Source organism: Pseudarthrobacter albicanus, assembly GCF_018224015.1.
GTDB classification, from domain to species: Bacteria; Actinomycetota; Actinomycetes; order Actinomycetales; family Micrococcaceae; genus Arthrobacter; species Arthrobacter albicanus.
Genome location: NZ_JAGPOT010000019.1, coordinates 40,366 through 54,252 on the forward strand (window position 1 = coordinate 40,366; position 13,887 = coordinate 54,252).

Annotated in this window: 15 protein-coding genes, 6 tRNA genes, 1 pseudogene and 1 riboswitch; of the genes and pseudogenes, 7 read left to right on the forward strand and 15 right to left on the reverse strand. The window is 69.0% G+C overall.

From position 1 onward, the window contains the following. Positions 1 to 111 precede the first annotated feature (111 nt). Positions 112 to 756 carry a TIGR03085 family metal-binding protein gene (locus J9611_RS06135; RefSeq protein ID WP_211878630.1) on the forward strand — a complete coding sequence of 215 codons (645 nt, stop codon included), beginning with the start codon at positions 112 to 114 and terminating at the stop codon, positions 754 to 756. 85 nt (positions 757 to 841) lie between these two features. On the opposite strand, the gene hisF is transcribed toward J9611_RS06135, so the two are convergent. The 14 genes from hisF to J9611_RS06205 form a co-directional block, all read right to left on the reverse strand. Next, a complete protein-coding gene (hisF, locus tag J9611_RS06140) occupies positions 842 to 1,618 on the reverse strand; it encodes an imidazole glycerol phosphate synthase subunit HisF (RefSeq protein WP_211878605.1) in 777 nt (258 codons plus the stop codon). 49 nt (positions 1,619 to 1,667) lie between these two features. After that, positions 1,668 to 2,528: an ATP phosphoribosyltransferase gene (hisG, locus tag J9611_RS06145; RefSeq protein ID WP_211878607.1), complete on the reverse strand. Its 861-nt coding sequence runs from the start codon at positions 2,526 to 2,528 to the stop codon at positions 1,668 to 1,670. A 105-nt stretch (positions 2,529 to 2,633) separates the two neighbouring features. Then, positions 2,634 to 2,897: a phosphoribosyl-ATP diphosphatase gene (locus J9611_RS06150; protein WP_211878609.1), complete on the reverse strand. Its 264-nt coding sequence runs from the start codon at positions 2,895 to 2,897 to the stop codon at positions 2,634 to 2,636. Between the two features lie 89 nt (positions 2,898 to 2,986). Next, positions 2,987 to 3,472: a 6,7-dimethyl-8-ribityllumazine synthase gene (gene ribH, locus J9611_RS06155; RefSeq protein ID WP_211878611.1), complete on the reverse strand. Its 486-nt coding sequence runs from the start codon at positions 3,470 to 3,472 to the stop codon at positions 2,987 to 2,989. 78 nt (positions 3,473 to 3,550) lie between these two features. Further along, entirely contained in the window at positions 3,551 to 4,252 is a 702-nt protein-coding gene (gene ribA / locus J9611_RS06160; RefSeq protein ID WP_211878612.1) for a GTP cyclohydrolase II, read from the reverse strand. Positions 4,253 to 4,276: 24 nt separating this feature from the next. After that, positions 4,277 to 4,942, reverse strand: a complete 666-nt coding sequence (gene ribB / locus J9611_RS06165) for a 3,4-dihydroxy-2-butanone-4-phosphate synthase (RefSeq protein WP_211878631.1) — start codon at positions 4,940 to 4,942, stop codon at positions 4,277 to 4,279. 53 nt (positions 4,943 to 4,995) lie between these two features. Continuing rightward, positions 4,996 to 5,649, reverse strand: a complete 654-nt coding sequence (locus J9611_RS06170) for a riboflavin synthase (RefSeq protein WP_211878613.1) — start codon at positions 5,647 to 5,649, stop codon at positions 4,996 to 4,998. Further along, positions 5,649 to 6,743, reverse strand: a complete 1,095-nt coding sequence (ribD, locus tag J9611_RS06175) for a bifunctional diaminohydroxyphosphoribosylaminopyrimidine deaminase/5-amino-6-(5-phosphoribosylamino)uracil reductase RibD (protein ID WP_211878632.1) — start codon at positions 6,741 to 6,743, stop codon at positions 5,649 to 5,651. The genes J9611_RS06170 and ribD overlap by 1 nt, the downstream gene beginning before the upstream one ends. Before the next feature lie 153 nt (positions 6,744 to 6,896). After that, positions 6,897 to 7,048: riboswitch (FMN riboswitch) on the reverse strand. Positions 7,049 to 7,137: 89 nt separating this feature from the next. Then, positions 7,138 to 7,842: a ribulose-phosphate 3-epimerase gene (gene rpe / locus J9611_RS06180; RefSeq protein ID WP_211878615.1), complete on the reverse strand. Its 705-nt coding sequence runs from the start codon at positions 7,840 to 7,842 to the stop codon at positions 7,138 to 7,140. Positions 7,843 to 7,913: 71 nt separating this feature from the next. Beyond that, positions 7,914 to 9,497 (reverse strand): RsmB/NOP family class I SAM-dependent RNA methyltransferase, encoded by a 1,584-nt coding sequence (locus J9611_RS06185; RefSeq protein WP_211878617.1) that lies wholly within the window; start codon positions 9,495 to 9,497, stop codon positions 7,914 to 7,916. Beyond that, a complete protein-coding gene (gene fmt / locus J9611_RS06190) occupies positions 9,494 to 10,414 on the reverse strand; it encodes a methionyl-tRNA formyltransferase (RefSeq protein WP_211878619.1) in 921 nt (306 codons plus the stop codon). Before fmt ends, J9611_RS06185 begins: the two co-directional genes overlap by 4 nt. Continuing rightward, entirely contained in the window at positions 10,411 to 10,983 is a 573-nt protein-coding gene (def, locus tag J9611_RS06195; RefSeq protein ID WP_211878621.1) for a peptide deformylase, read from the reverse strand. Before def ends, fmt begins: the two co-directional genes overlap by 4 nt. Before the next feature lie 85 nt (positions 10,984 to 11,068). Further along, positions 11,069 to 11,914, reverse strand: a complete 846-nt coding sequence (locus tag J9611_RS06200) for a cytochrome (protein ID WP_211878623.1) — start codon at positions 11,912 to 11,914, stop codon at positions 11,069 to 11,071. 100 nt (positions 11,915 to 12,014) lie between these two features. After that, positions 12,015 to 12,086, reverse strand: a tRNA-Val gene (locus J9611_RS06205). Positions 12,087 to 12,602: 516 nt separating this feature from the next. Here J9611_RS06205 and J9611_RS06210 point away from each other — a divergent pair. The 6 genes from J9611_RS06210 to J9611_RS06235 all read left to right on the forward strand — a co-directional run bounded on the left by J9611_RS06210 (position 12,603) and on the right by J9611_RS06235 (position 13,566). After that, positions 12,603 to 12,675 (forward strand) — tRNA-Gly (locus J9611_RS06210). Positions 12,676 to 12,721: 46 nt separating this feature from the next. After that, positions 12,722 to 12,792, forward strand: a tRNA-Cys gene (locus J9611_RS06215). 39 nt (positions 12,793 to 12,831) lie between these two features. Beyond that, positions 12,832 to 12,906: transfer RNA gene (locus J9611_RS06220), tRNA-Val, on the forward strand. A 57-nt stretch (positions 12,907 to 12,963) separates the two neighbouring features. Then, positions 12,964 to 13,036 (forward strand) — tRNA-Gly (locus J9611_RS06225). Positions 13,037 to 13,086: 50 nt separating this feature from the next. Continuing rightward, positions 13,087 to 13,161: transfer RNA gene (locus tag J9611_RS06230), tRNA-Val, on the forward strand. Positions 13,162 to 13,296: 135 nt separating this feature from the next. Next, entirely contained in the window at positions 13,297 to 13,566 is a 270-nt protein-coding gene (locus J9611_RS06235) for an antitoxin (protein ID WP_211878625.1), read from the forward strand. A gap of 168 nt (positions 13,567 to 13,734) precedes the next feature. Here J9611_RS06235 and J9611_RS21755 read toward each other — a convergent pair. Then, positions 13,735 to 13,887, reverse strand: a pseudogene (locus J9611_RS21755) (cell division protein ZapE); the annotation flags it as partial.

Genomic DNA, 13,887 nt, shown 5'->3' on the forward strand with positions numbered 1-13,887 from the left:
GCCCCGCGCTTAACCTGTGCGCGTAACCTGCGGCCGGATTGCCGCCGGGCGGCAGAAACGGCGGCGGTTCCTGTGCGCATGCAACGCCGTCTCGTGCTAGTTTCACAAGTGATGCATTTCGTCGATCCGTCCCGTGAAGTCCTGGCCGAGACCCTGCTTGCAGCCGGTCCTAATTCCCTCACGCTCTGCAGCGGCTGGCGCACCCGGGATCTTGCCGCCCACTTATACCTCCGCGAGCGGAAAGCCGCCGTAGGGCTGGGGCTGCTGATCAAGCGGCTGTCCAAGGCATCAGACAAGGCCACGGCCAAGCTGGCCGCCACGCTGAAGACCCCGGAGGACTACGCCCGGCTGGTCGGCGCCTTCCGGGCAGGTCCCCCGGCGCTGTCCCCGCTGAAGATCAAGGCCCTGGACGAAAGCTCCAACCTGATCGAATACTTCGTCCACACCGAGGACGTCCGCCGCGCCGTGGACCGGTGGGCGCCCCGTGCCCTGGATGAGGAGTACTCCGACGCCCTGTGGGACGAGCTGATCAAGCGTGCGGCCATCCTCTACCGCGGTGTCGACCTGGGGATCGTGCTGGTCCGTCCTTCCGGGCCGCGGCACGTTGCCCGCCGCGCCCCCGTCTCGGTGGCCATCGTCGGGGAACCCGGCGAACTGCTCATGCACGCCCACGGCCGCACCCGCCATGCCCTGGTGACGTTCGAGGGCCAGCCGGACGCCGTCGCGCTTCTGCAATCCGCCGAAGTCGGACTCTGACACCGGCCCCTTTAACAACCAACGCGGGGTCACTTACCGCCCATAATCCGCTTCCGGATGGGCTATAAGTGACCCCGCGTTGCTGTTAACGCACCTCGAAGCCTGCGTCGCGGATCGCGGCCTTGACCTGGGCAATCATGTCCAGCGGACCGAAGTGGAAGACGGACGCCGCCAGGACCGCGTCCGCGCCGGCGGCCACGGCGGGCGGGAAATGCCCGGGCCTGCCGGCACCGCCGGAAGCGATCAGCGGCACCTTGACCGCGGCCCGCGCCAGCCGGATCAGTTCCAGGTCGAAGCCGTCCTTGGTGCCGTCCGCATCGATCGAGTTGAGCAGGATTTCCCCGACGCCGCGGTCGGCCGCCTCACGCGCCCAGGCGATCGCGTCGATGCCGGTGCCCTGGCGTCCGCCGTGGGTGGTCACCTCGAAGCCGGAGGCCGTGGGCTCCGAACCGGGGCGGGTGCGCCGGGCATCCAGGGACAGCACGAGGACCTGGGAGCCGAAATGCCGGGTGATTTCGTCAATCACGCCGGGACGGGCGACGGCGGCGGTGTTGATGGCGGCCTTGTCCGCGCCGGAGCGCAGCAGCTTGTCCACCTCGGCCACGCCGCGCACGCCGCCGCCGACGGTCAGCGGGATGAAGACTTCCTCGGCGGTGCGCCGGACGACGTCGAAGGTGGTCTCGCGGTTGCCCGAGGACGCCGTGACGTCGAGGAAGGTCAGCTCATCCGCGCCGCCGTTGTCGTAGCGGTGTGCCAGCTCCACCGGGTCTCCGGCGTCGCGCAGTCCTTCGAAGTTGATGCCCTTGACCACACGTCCGGCGTCGACGTCCAGGCACGGGATGACGCGCACGGCCACTGTCATGACTTCTCCTGATATTCGTTCATGGGATACCCGCTCGCCGGCGCCGGGTTCAGATCCGGCAGGCGTGGATGCTGCTGACCAGGATGGCGCGGGCGCCCATGTCGTACAGCGCGTCCATGATCCGGTTGGTGTCCTTCTTGGGGACCATGGAGCGGACGGCGACCCAGTCCGAATCGCGCAGCGGCGAGATGGTGGGCGATTCCAGGCCCGGCGTCAGGGCTGCGGCCTCTTCGACGAGTTCCTTGCGGATGTCGTAGTCCATGAGCACGTACTGCCGCGCCACGAGGACGCCCTGGAGGCGGCGGATCAGCACCTCGATCTCCTTCATGGTGCCGTTCGCGGCGCCGCCCTGGCCGGTGCGGCGGATCAGCACGGCCTCGGACTTCAGGATCGGCTCCCCGAAGATTTCCATGCCGGCGGCCTTGAGCGTGGTGCCGGTTTCGACGACGTCGGCGATCGCGTCCGCCACGCCGAGGCGCACGGAGGATTCGACGGCGCCGTCGAGCCGGACGACCTTGGCGCGGATGCCGCGCCCGGCCAGGTAGCCCCGGAGCAGCCCGTCGTAGCTGGTGGCGAGCCGCTTGCCTTCGAGCTGTTCGATCGAGGTGAAGTCGCCCACGGGTCCGGCGAAACGGAAGGTGGAGGCCGCGAAGCCCAGGGGCAGCAGTTCCTCGGCCTCGACTTCCGCATCCAGGAGCAGGTCCCGGCCGGTGATGCCGACGTCGAGAGTGCCCCGGCCGACGTAGACGGCGATGTCCCGCGGGCGGAGGAAGAAGAACTCGATGTCGTTCTCCGGGTCCACCATGACCAGTTCACGGGTGTCGCGGCGCTGGCGGTAGCCGGCTTCGGCGAGGATGGAGGAAGCGGCTTCGGACAGGGATCCCTTGTTCGGGACGGCAACTCTCAGCATTGGAAGGTCTCTCTCGGGTTAGGAAGTCTTAAGTACAGTCAAGCGGGCCACGCAACTGCACCGGCCCCGGCGGAAAAGTCCACGCGGGTTCCGGTGCGGACGCGGCTAGAGATGCTTGTAGACGTCTTCCAGGCTGAGTCCTTTGGCGAGCATCAGAACCTGCAGGTGATAGAGCAGCTGCGAAATTTCCTCCGCGGCGGCCTCATCGGATTCATACTCGGCAGCCATCCAGACTTCGGCTGCTTCCTCCACGACCTTCTTGCCGATGCCGTGGACCCCGGAATCCAGTTCGGCGACGGTGCGGGAGCCGTCAGGGCGTGCGGCTGCCTTTTCACTCAGTTCTGCGAACAGCGACTCGAAATTCTTCACGCCCTCCAGCCTACTTGTTCGGGGCAGGAGCCCGCCTGCCGGGCCCCTGCATGACGGGCGGGATGTGAGCGAAGACACACCTGCGCCGCTTAGCGGTACTGCTGGAGCGTCACCGCGGTGGCCAGGGCGGCGGTGACGGCCTCGTGGCCCTTGTCCTCGCTGGAGCCGGGCAGGCCGGCGCGGTCGATGCCCTGCTGTTCGGTGTCACAGGTCAGCACGCCGAAGCCGACCGGGACGCCCGTGCGGACGCTGACCTCGGTCAGGCCCAGGGTGGCCGCCTCGCAGACGTACTCGAAGTGGGGGGTCCCGCCCCGGATCACGACGCCGAGTGCCACGACGGCGTCGAAGTGCGGTGCCAGCCGGGCCGCGGCGACGGGAAGCTCGAAGGTGCCGGGAACGCGCAGCACGGCCGGTTCGGGAATGCCGGCATCCTTTGCCGCGCGCAGGGCGCCGTCCAGCAGCCCGTCCATGATCCGGGTGTGCCAGCTGGCGGCGACGATGGCCAGTTTCAGCCGGGACGTTTGCTCCGGCTGGAAGGTGCTGAGGTCAATCTGGGGTGCGCCGTGTCCGCTCATCTGAAAATCCTTGTTCTGCTAAGTCGTGGGTAAAAAGTCTTGGTCTGTGCTGCCGGGTGGAATGTGCTGCGGGTGGGATCAGTCTTGTTCGTGCTCGAAGCGGCCCCGGCCCTGGCCCGCGGACGCCGCCGGCTCGACGTCGAGGACGAGCAGGTGGTCCATCCGGTCCTTCTTGGTCTGCAGGTAGCGGAGGTTCTGTTCCCGCGAGGGGACCTCGGTGGGAACCATCTCCACCACCTTGACGCCTGCCTGGGCGAGCCGGTCCTGCTTGTCCGGGTTGTTGCTCAGGAGCCGGATCTCGTTAAGCCCCAGTTCCGCAAGGATCTGGGCCGCGGCCTTGTAGCAGCGGGCGTCGACGGGCAGGCCCAGCTGCTCGTTGGCTTCGACGGTGTCGAACCCGGCCTCCTGGAGGGCGTAGGCCTTCATCTTGTTCGCCAGGCCGATGCCCCGGCCTTCCTGGCCGCGCAGGTAGAGCAGGGTGCCGCCGAACTCGTTGATCATTTCCAGGGCGTAGGCCAGCTGCTCCCCGCAGTCGCAGCGGTAGGAGCCGAACACGTCGCCGGTGAGGCACTCGGAATGCAGCCGGACCAGGGGCGCCTGGCCATCGACCGGCGGCAGCGGCGAGCTGACCGCGAGGTGTTCGGCTCCCGTGGCCAGGTCGGTCCAGGCCTGCGCCACGAAGTCGCCGAAGGCCGTGGGCAGCTGGACGATCGGGCCCCCGCTGACCGGATGCGGCTTCCGTCCGAGGGTCATCCCGTCTCGTGTTTCAGTGGTCGTCATCGTTTCTCCTCCATCAACCGTGGTTCAGGCGGGACCGGCAGCGCGGCCGCCCTGCGGGGCCGCATCAAGGTAGGCCACCAGATCCGCTATCGAGATCAGGGGGCAGCCATGCTCCTTGGCGAAGCCGCGAAGTCCGTCCAGCCGCATCATTTCTCCGTTGTCATGCACCAGCTCTGCGATCACGCCCACGGGCTCGAGGCCGGCGAGCCGGCACAGGTCCACGGCGGCCTCGGTGTGGCCGGGACGTTCCCGCACTCCCCCCTTAACGGCGCGCAGGGGAAAAACATGCCCGGGACGGGTCAGGGCTGCCGGCCGGCTGCCGGGATCGGCCAGGACGCGGGCCGTCAGGGCCCGGTCCGTGGCGGAGATTCCGGTGCTGACGCCCACGGCCGCGTCGCAGGACACGGTGTAGGCGGTGCCCTTGGCATCCTCGTTGATCTCGACCATCGGGGGCAGCGCCAGCGCATCCGCCCGTCCGGCGTCGAGCGGCACGCAGATGACGCCGGAGCTGTACCGCACCGTCCAGCCCATCAGGGCGGGGGTGGCGTGCTGGGCCGCGAAAATGATGTCGCCTTCGTTTTCACGGTCCTCGTTGTCGACCACCAGGACCGGCCGGCCGGCCGCCATCGCGCGGACCGCGTCCTCAATCGGGTCAAGGCTCCCCCGGGCGTTGTCCGGCGCGGCGGGCACGGCAGCGCCGTCGACGTGGCCGACGGCGTGCCGCTGGATGTCTTTGACGTGGTTCACAGTGCCGCCCCCTCCCGGTGTGCTGCCGCCCCGGCCGTCCGCTGTGAAAAGGCGAGGAGGCGCTCAGTGTACTTGGCGAGCACGTCAACTTCGAGGTTGACCCGGCCGCCCAGCAGTTTCGCGCCCAGGCCGGTGTCGGCGAGGGTGGTCGGGATGAGTCCGACTTCGAACCACGGTTCCGGCTCCGCAGCCGGGCTCACGGCGGTCACGGTCAGGGAGACGCCGTCGACGGCGATGGATCCCTTTTCGGCGATGTACCGGGCCAGCCCGGCCGGGACGCCGAAACGGAGCCGGTCCCAGTTGCCGAGCGGTTCGCGCTCGAGCAGTTGGCCGACGCCGTCGACGTGGCCCTGGACGACGTGGCCGTCCAGCCGGCCGCCGGCCGGAACGCAGCGCTCCAGGTTGACGGAGTCCCCCGCGGCGAGCCCTCCGACGGTGCTGCGGTCCAGCGTCTCGCCCATGACGTCGACGCTGAAGTCCTTGCCGTCGATCTGCGTGGCCGTGAGGCAGACGCCGTTGACGGCGATCGACCCGCCGAGGGCGAGCCCTTCGGTGGTTCCGGGGGCGTGGAGCCGGACGGTGGCGCTGATGTCGCCGTTGCGTTCAACGGACAACACCTTTCCCTGCTCGGCAATAATTCCGGTGAACATCAGTTGCCTCCTGCGGCAGTCGCCACACCGGTGCGGTGCGGGGTGGAATCGGATGAGATGGCGGTAGCAGTTGCTGTGGCGGTTTCCGGGGTGGCGGGGCGCAGGTGCAGCCGCAGGTCGCGGCCGAGGACCTGGACCGCTCCGCCGGACGACGGATCCCAGTCCCAGAGCTGGGCGTCCGCCAGCGTGGTGATGCCGAGGTCCTCGAGGGCCGGGGTGCCGGCGCCCAGGAGCGTCGGCGCCAGGTAGACGATCAGTTCGTCCACGAGGCCTGCGGCGAGGAAGGCGCTCAGGATCCGGGAGCCGCCTTCCACCATGAGGTGCCGGACACCGGCGTCGAACAGCTGGTCCAGCGCCTCGCGGGGGTCCCGGGTGGGCAGGTGCAGGACGTTGCCGTCGTCGCCGTTGATGGCGGCGCCCGCGGGGATTCCGCGGTATCCCATCACGGCGCGCAGCGGCTGCTTGCCGGCCGGTTCACCGTCGGCGTTCCGCGCGGTGAGCCGCGGGTTGTCCACGAGGACGGTCTGGGTACCGACCAGGATGGCGTCGATGCGGCCGCGCAGGGCGTGGTTGTCGGCGAGGGATTCCGGGCTGGAGATCCACTGGCTCGTGCCGTCGCTGGCCGCGATGCGGCTGTCCAGGGTCTGCGCAATGTGCAGGGTGACGAAGGGCCGTCTGGCGGCGACGGCGTCGAACCAGCGCCGGTTCAGCTCCAGCGCCCCCGCGCCGCGGAGTCCGGAACGGACGCGGACGCCCGCGGTGCGCAGCGTTGCCGCGCCGCCGGCCGCCGGATCGTGCGGGTCATCGACGGCGTAGACGACCTCGGCGATCCCGGCGTCGATGATCGCCTGGGCGCACGGGCCGGTGCGTCCGCAATGGTTGCAGGGCTCCAGGCTGACCACCATGGTGGTGCCGCGGAGATCAAGCCCGGCGGCGGCCGCCTGGTCGATGGCGTCGGCTTCCGCATGGGCGGTGCCTGCCCCCCGGTGGCAGCCGGTCACGAGGTGCGTCCCGTCGGGCGCGAGGACGACGGCGCCCACCAGCGGGTTCGCGCCCCGCGGGCCCTGGGCGGCGGCCGCCAGTGCCACGTCCATCGCCGATATTTCGGCGGCGGTGAACCCGGAGACCGGGGCGGAGGCTTGGCCTGATGCCACGATGTGTCGTTCCTTCCCTCAAAAGCCGCGATGGCTCCGGGGGTCTACGACAGCAAAATCATGCGGCGCCGGTAGGACGCCGCAGTAACAGCTGTACGTGCTTCTCTCATCCAGACTTTAACTGTCGGTACCGGAATTCCACCGGTTCAACCGTCTGCCGGCATCCTTCCCGAAGGAAAGCACCGGCTCGCGGGTCGCGGACTATGACCGCCGGTTCGGACTTTCACCGACCCCGGAGCACGTATGTGTGTTGCTATTCTGACACAACTGTGGGCCGGCTCCGGCTATTCCCGCCCGCGGACATTACGCCGGACGTCACAGTCGGAGCGCAGTTTCAGCTGGTGTGCTGCCCAGTTGGTGTGCTGCCCGGCTGGTGTGCTGCCCGGCGGCTGCCCGCGGCCCGGAGCCGCCCGATGGCGTCGGCGGGATCCTGCGCACCGTAGACGGCGGACCCGGCCACGAAGACGTCCGCCCCGGCCTCGGCGGCCCGCAGGATGGTCTCCTCGGTGATGCCGCCGTCGACCTGCAGCGCCACCGCGAGGCCGGAGCCGTCGATCGCCGCGCGGGCCCGGCGGATTTTGGGCAGCGTGAGGTCCAGGAACTGCTGCCCGCCGAAGCCAGGCTCCACCGTCATGATCAGCAGCATGTCCAGTTCGCCGAGCATGTCCAGGAACGGCTCCACGGCGGTTCCCGGCCGGAGCGCCAGGCCCGCCTTGGCTCCGCGGGCCCGCAGTTCGCGTGCCAGCTTGACCGGCGCGATCGACGCCTCGGCGTGGAAGGTTACCGAGGCCACGCCGGCGTCGGCGTAGGCGGGGGCCCAGCGGTCCGCGTCCTCGATCATGAGGTGGGCGTCCAGCGGCACCGGGCTGATCTCCTGCAGGCGCCGGACGATGGGAAGCCCGAGCGTGAGGTTGGGCACGAAGTGGTTGTCCATGACGTCGACATGCACGGCATCGGCGGTGCTGATTCTGCGCAGTTCGGCTTCGAGGTTGGCGAAGTCGGCCGAAAGAATACTCGGATTGATGCAGCACTGGGCCATGAAATTCCTTTACGTTCTGCTGGGGTGGTCGGCTGGTGCTTGGGGTCTGGTGTCCCGGAAGACCCCGAAACTCAGGCTTTTTTGCGGATGAGCGCCAGGAACATGGCGTCCGTGCGGTGCACATGCGGCCAGAGCTGCGCGGTGAGCTCGTGCCCGGCCTCGAGGTGGCCGGTGAGGCTCACCCGGTCCAGGACGGCCCCGGCGTCGAGCAGCTCAAGGTCCTCGCGCTTGCGCAGCACATCGCTCACGACGGCGGTCGTCTCGGCCGGGTGCGGCGAACACGTCACGTAGGCGACCACACCGCCCGGCTTCACCGCGGCCAGGGCGGACTTGAGCAGTTCGCGCTGCAACGGCCCCAGGTCTGCCAGGTCCTTGGGGGTGCGGCGCCAGCGGGATTCCGGACGGCGGCGCAGGGCACCCAGTCCGGTGCAGGGGGCATCGACGAGGATGCGGTCAAAGCTTTCCGCCATCTCTGTTCCGACGTCGCGGCCGTCACCGGTCCGCACGTGCCAGACCTCGTGGGGCACCGCGGCGAGGGCCTGCCGGACGAGCTTCGCGCGGTGCGGCGCGGGTTCGTTGGCCAGGAGTGTCGCGCCCTGCTGCCGGGCGAGGGCACCGAGCAGCGCGGCCTTTCCGCCCGGTCCGGCACACAGGTCCAGCCAGCGTTCGCCGGCTTGATTGCCGTTGCCGGCGTCGTTGCTGCCGGCGTCGTTGCTGCCGTTCCCGAGGTCGACGGCGGCCAGGGCCCGGGCCACGAGTTGCGAGCCGACGTCCTGGACCCGGGTGCTGCCGTCGCGCACGGAGGCGAGCCGGCCGAGGTCCCCGCCGCTGGACAGCGCGGATCCTTCCACGAGTTCGCCGGGGGTCGCGCCGCCGTCGAGGGCCTCGTCGAGGCTTCCGAGCCCGGGCAGGGCCACGAGGTTGACCACCGGGGCGGCGTTGTCGGCCTCGAGGAGATCGTTGATTTCGGTGACCGGGCGGCCATGGGCCACGAGGGACTGCCGGAGCGCGCGGACGATCCATTCCGGGTGGGCGTAGCGGATCGAGGCGATCCGGGTTTCGTCCGTCTCATCCCGCACCAGCAGCTCCAGCCACTCCTCCAGGGTATGGGCGGAGACCTTGCGGAGCACGGCGTTGATGAGGGCCGAGGGTCCGGCGCCGATGACGGCGCGGGCGAGGCCCACGGTCTGGTCCAGGGCGGCGTGCGCGGGGACCCGCATGGCCACGAGCTGGTGGACGCCGATCCGGAGCGCGTCGAGGACGGCCGGATCCAGCTGGTCCAGGGGCCGGTCCACGCAGCGGGCCAGGATTGCGTCGTAGGTGCCCTGGCCGCGGAGGGCGCCGTAACTGAGCTCGGTGGCGAATCCGGCGTCGCGCTTGTCCAGCCCGTGGTGCCGGATCCGGGCCGGCAGGACCAGGTTGGCGTAGGCGTCCTCGGAAGCGACGGAGCGCAGCACCTCGAAGGCCACGAGCCGGGCCGGATCGGCCCGGCGGGTGCGCTGCGAGGGTGCGTTCTCGGTGAAGTCGCGCTGCGGGCCGCGGTTGCGTTCGCGGCCCTGCGCGTTCCGCCGGCTGCTGTCCCGGCCGCCGCCGGACTGGCCGCCGCGCTGGGGGCCCTTGCCCCGGCCGCTGCCGCCAGTCCCGGATTCGCTCATTCGAACACCACGCTTTCCAGTGTTGCCTGTCCGCGCGCCCAATCAGCGGCGGTCATCATTTTCTTGCCCGAAGGCTGGATCCGGGTGAGTTCAACCGGGTGCGAGCCCGTTCCCACCAGGACGGCCTTTCCGTCCGGAGCCAGGTGCCCCGGCGGGAGCGCCGGCGCTTCGGGACGGAGCAGGACCGGTTCGAGTTTGATCCGTTGCCCGGCCAGGGTGGTCCAGGCGCCGGGCTCGGGGGTGACGCCGCGTGCCCGCCGTCCGATCGCGAGAGCGGGCTGCCGCCAGTCGAGCCGGCCGTCCTCGAGGCCGAGCTTGGGGGCGAGGCTGACCTGGCCCTGCTGGGGCACGGCCACGGCGTGGCCGGCCCCGAGGGCGGACAGGGTCTGGGCCAGCAGCACGGAACCGCTGCGGGACAGCCGTTCCAGGAGCGCGCCTGCGGTGTCATCCGGGTGCACTGCCTCGGTCAGCGTTCCGAAGACCGGGCCGGTGTCCAGACCCTCCTCCAGGCGGAAGGTGACGGCCCCGGTGACGTCGTCGCCGGCGATGACGGCCCGCTGCACGGGTGCGGCGCCGCGCCAGGCCGGCAGCAGCGAGAAGTGCAGATTAATCCAGCCGTGGCGGGGAATCTCCAGGGCTGCCCGCGGCACCAGGCCGCCGTAGGCGACGATCGCGGCAACGTCAGGGGCGGCCGCGGCGATCCTGGCCGTGGTGCCGGCGTCGACCTTGGCCGCACGGATGACGTCAATGCCGAGCTCGGTGGCGCGGGCAGCAACGGGCGACGGCGTCAGGACCCGCTTCCGACCCAGCGGCGCGTCCGGGCGGGTGAGCACGGCGACGACGTCGAACCCCGCGGCGACGAGCGCGTCCAGGGACGGAACAGCAACAGCCGGGGTCCCCGCGAAGAGGACCCTCATGCGCCGGATCCGAAAGAACCCGCTCCGAAGCTGGAGCCGACCGTCCTGGCGCGCTTCGCCGTCGTCTGCTCCGTGATGGCGTCATAGTTTGTGTTCCGGATGGAGCGCAGGGCGGCTTTGCGGTCCTCGCCCTCGAGCCGGTCGGTGAACAGGATGCCGTCCAGGTGGTCGGTTTCGTGCTGGAAGCAGCGGGCCAGCATGCCGTCGCCCTCGACCGTGACGGGGTTGCCGTGCAGGTCCACCCCGGTGACACGGGTGTGGCGGTGCCGCCGGACCGGGAAGCCGAGGCCGGGGATGGACAGGCAGCCTTCGCCCTGGTCCGGCTGGAAGTCCGGGCTGTTTTCCAGCACCGGGTTGATGATGTGACCCTCCACGCCGCCGATCCGGTAGGTGAAGACGCGTTTGCTGACGCCGATCTGGGGGGCGGCCAGGCCGGCGCCCTCGACGTCCTCCATCGTTTCGGTCATGTCCGCTACGAGCTTCGCCAGTTCAGGCCCGAACTCCGTCACGGGATCGGCCACCGTGCGGAGCACAGGATCCCCGATGATGCGGATATTCAAAATGGCCATGTGCAATCTGTCCTCACGGTGGGCGGCTTCGGGATCCAGTCCAGTTTAGTTGCAGCTGCCCGCTTCGGGGCCCAGCCGCCCGGGATCACCGGCCGACGGGCGGCGCCAGCGGGAGCAGCGCGGTCCCCGCGGCGGCGGTGTCCGCGGACATTTCCCACACGCGGCGGAGCGCGCAGAACTTCCACCAGTGGTGCTTGAGGACGTCGGGGTTGGCCCGCAGCGGACGGACCTCCGTCTCGCCCACCGCGACGGCCAGCAGGATCGGGGATTCGCCGTGTTGCCAGGCCTCCCACTCCCCCGCCACCGGGTCCACAAGGCTTTCCTCGGCCTTCATGCCGGCCACGAGCTGCATGACCACCTTGTCATCGAGGGGCTTGACCGTACCGTCGCGGCTGGTGCCCTTGGTCTTGTAGTCAATCAGGCAGGTCCGGCCGTTGATCTTCGCGACGAGGTCCAGGGTGCCGGCGTAGCCGACCGTCTTGTTCCAGACCGTGATCTCGGGGGCGACGGGCTCCACCTGGAACAGCTCCCACCACTCGTCGAACCGGGCGGCGAAGGCTTCCTCGCCGTTGGCTGCCAGGGCCTCGCGGGTTTCCTTCATCAGGTGCGGCCGGCCGAGGGCACGCAGGGCCACCTGCTCGCAGTAGTTGTGGACGCGGTCCCCCCGCTGGGCGGCGCTGTCCCGGTACGTTTCCGCGGCCTTGGCGGCCCGGCTGACGGCCTGGCGCACCTTGGCCGGGCTGCCCAGGATGCCAGGCAGCGTGGGGTCCTGGGCAAGGCTGTTCGCCCCCATGTACCCGAACCAGCCGTCCAGGCCGTGGGGCTGCTGCCCGATCACCGTGGTGATGGAGGGGACGGTGTACTGCTCGGACGTGGAGCGGGCGTACATCCGGCCGTGGTCGGTGGCGTGGGCAAGAAGTGGGGCGGTCATGGAAAGACTCTTTCACAGGGGTCAGACAGGAAGGGGCGCAGCACCGGCAAATCAAAAAAAGTCCGCCCCGCTCGTTGAGCGGAACGGACCATTTCCTGGGTGGGCGATACTGGGTTCGAACCAGTGACCTCTTCGGTGTGAACGAAGCGCGCTACCACTGCGCCAATCGCCCCAATGCCATTGAATGCTAGCCCACCCTGGCGGATTTTAGAAATCGGCCTGTCACGCACCGGCGATGCTGCCGGCGACGGCGCCGGCAGCGGCGGCGGTCGGGCTCCGGCAGCGGCGGCGGTCAGGCTCCCGCTGGCTCCTCCCTGCATCACCCTGCATCACCCAGCATCGCATCTGCTCCACCTTGGCCGCGGCCACCGGACATATTCCCAAAGTGTCCAGTGCCGGGGCCCAGGGCTGGACATGTCCCCCGGGCCTGCTCGTGGGCACTGGACATGCCCGCCGGGCTGCGCTGTTGCGCCGCACCGGGCCGCCCCCGCAACCGGCCGCGACAGGCCGCAACAGGCCCTCGAATTACACCGCTGTAATTAGGAAATTCCCCTAGAAACCGGGGAAGCGGGGCCCGTCACCGGGAGCCGGGGCCGGCCGATTTGTGGATTGCCCGAACCTCCTATAGAGTTCTTACTCGTTGGAACGCGAGGAAATGCCGCATGCGGTACGGAATCGCACTTCATCTGCGGACGTAGCTCAGCTGGTAGAGCACCACCTTGCCAAGGTGGATGTCGCGAGTTCGAATCTCGTCGTCCGCTCGCAGGACACTGTCACGGCAACGGTTCTTCGGAATCCTGTCTACACGGTGGGTTGGCCGAGAGGCGAGGCAGCGGCCTGCAAAGCCGTATACACGGGTTCGAATCCCGTACCCACCTCGGTGAAAACCCTGGTTTCCGGTTCCGGCCGGATGCAAGGGGCGATTGGCGCAGCGGTAGCGCGCTTCCCTGACACGGAAGAGGTCACTGGTTCGATCCCAGTATCGCCCACCAAAGCAAGGCAACTTGCTTGATGCAGCACCACCGGCCCAGCCGGCATGGACTAAAAATGCGGACGTAGCTCAGCTGGTAGAGCACCACCTTGCCAAGGTGGATGTCGCGAGTTCGAATCTCGTCGTCCGCTCTCTTGATTTTAGCGAGTTTCACCAGTTCCACTCCGGTCCTTCCGGTTGCGGGCGATTGGCGCAGCGGTAGCGCGCTTCCCTGACACGGAAGAGGTCACTGGTTCGATCCCAGTATCGCCCACCACAGTAAGCAGCTCCCCCGGAGCTGCTTTTTTCTTTCCCTTTACCCTGTGGGCGGACACCCTTGGCACCCCCAGCAGCGCCGGTTACGATCGAAAGGCAAGGAGCGATCTGGCTCCGCGACTGAAGGGAGGTGTCCGTGGGTTTACTTGACGATCTAAAGGGCAAGGCTCAGCAAGTAATTGGTGGCAACGAACAAGCCATCAAGGACGGCATCGGCAAGGCGGGTGATTTCATCGACTCAAAGACCGGCGGAAAGTACGCCGACAGGATCGATTCCGTTCAGCAGGGCGCTTCCGACTTCGTGGACAAGGCGAACGGCGGGCCGGACACGGCACCCGTCGCCGAGGAGACTCCCGTCGACGGTGAGCCCCCTGTGGCCGGGGAACCCCGGCAGCAGGGCCTCTGACCCAGGTACGTCAGCGAGGTGCCGGTCCCGCCGCGAGGCGGCGCCGGCACCTTCGGCGTTTAAGGCGCCTTCGGCCTGCTGCCGGTCCCTACAAACAACGCGGGGTCACTTACGGCCCATCCCTTGCGTCAGGATGGGCCGTAAGTGACCCCGCGTTGCTGTTAAGGCCTACGACGGGTCGTGGTTCTGGCCCTCGCGGGCCAGCGCGGTCAGGCGGGAGACAGCCCGGAAGTACTTCTTCATGTACCCGCCGGTCATCATGTCCTCGGTGAAGAGCTGATCGAACGGCACGCCGCTGGCAAGAATCGGGACGTCCTTGTC

Excerpts from the sequence above, each read along its gene's own strand:
- ribH (WP_211878611.1), bottom strand. The coding sequence starts at position 3,472 with ATGAGCGGACACGGCGCACCCCAGATTGACCTCAGCACCTTCCAGCCG.
- hisF (WP_211878605.1), bottom strand. The coding sequence starts at position 1,618 with ATGACAGTGGCCGTGCGCGTCATCCCGTGCCTGGACGTCGACGCCGGA.
- hisG (WP_211878607.1), bottom strand. The coding sequence starts at position 2,528 with ATGCTGAGAGTTGCCGTCCCGAACAAGGGATCCCTGTCCGAAGCCGCT.
- ribA (WP_211878612.1), bottom strand. The coding sequence starts at position 4,252 with ATGACGACCACTGAAACACGAGACGGGATGACCCTCGGACGGAAGCCG.
- J9611_RS06200 (WP_211878623.1), bottom strand. The coding sequence starts at position 11,914 with ATGACCGCCCCACTTCTTGCCCACGCCACCGACCACGGCCGGATGTAC.
- ribD (WP_211878632.1), bottom strand. The coding sequence starts at position 6,743 with ATGGACGTGGCACTGGCGGCCGCCGCCCAGGGCCCGCGGGGCGCGAAC.
- def (WP_211878621.1), bottom strand. The coding sequence starts at position 10,983 with ATGGCCATTTTGAATATCCGCATCATCGGGGATCCTGTGCTCCGCACG.
- J9611_RS06185 (WP_211878617.1), bottom strand. The coding sequence starts at position 9,497 with ATGAGCGAATCCGGGACTGGCGGCAGCGGCCGGGGCAAGGGCCCCCAG.
- J9611_RS06135 (WP_211878630.1), top strand. The coding sequence starts at position 112 with ATGCATTTCGTCGATCCGTCCCGTGAAGTCCTGGCCGAGACCCTGCTT.
- J9611_RS06170 (WP_211878613.1), bottom strand. The coding sequence starts at position 5,649 with ATGTTCACCGGAATTATTGCCGAGCAGGGAAAGGTGTTGTCCGTTGAA.
- rpe (WP_211878615.1), bottom strand. The coding sequence starts at position 7,842 with ATGGCCCAGTGCTGCATCAATCCGAGTATTCTTTCGGCCGACTTCGCC.
- fmt (WP_211878619.1), bottom strand. The coding sequence starts at position 10,414 with ATGAGGGTCCTCTTCGCGGGGACCCCGGCTGTTGCTGTTCCGTCCCTG.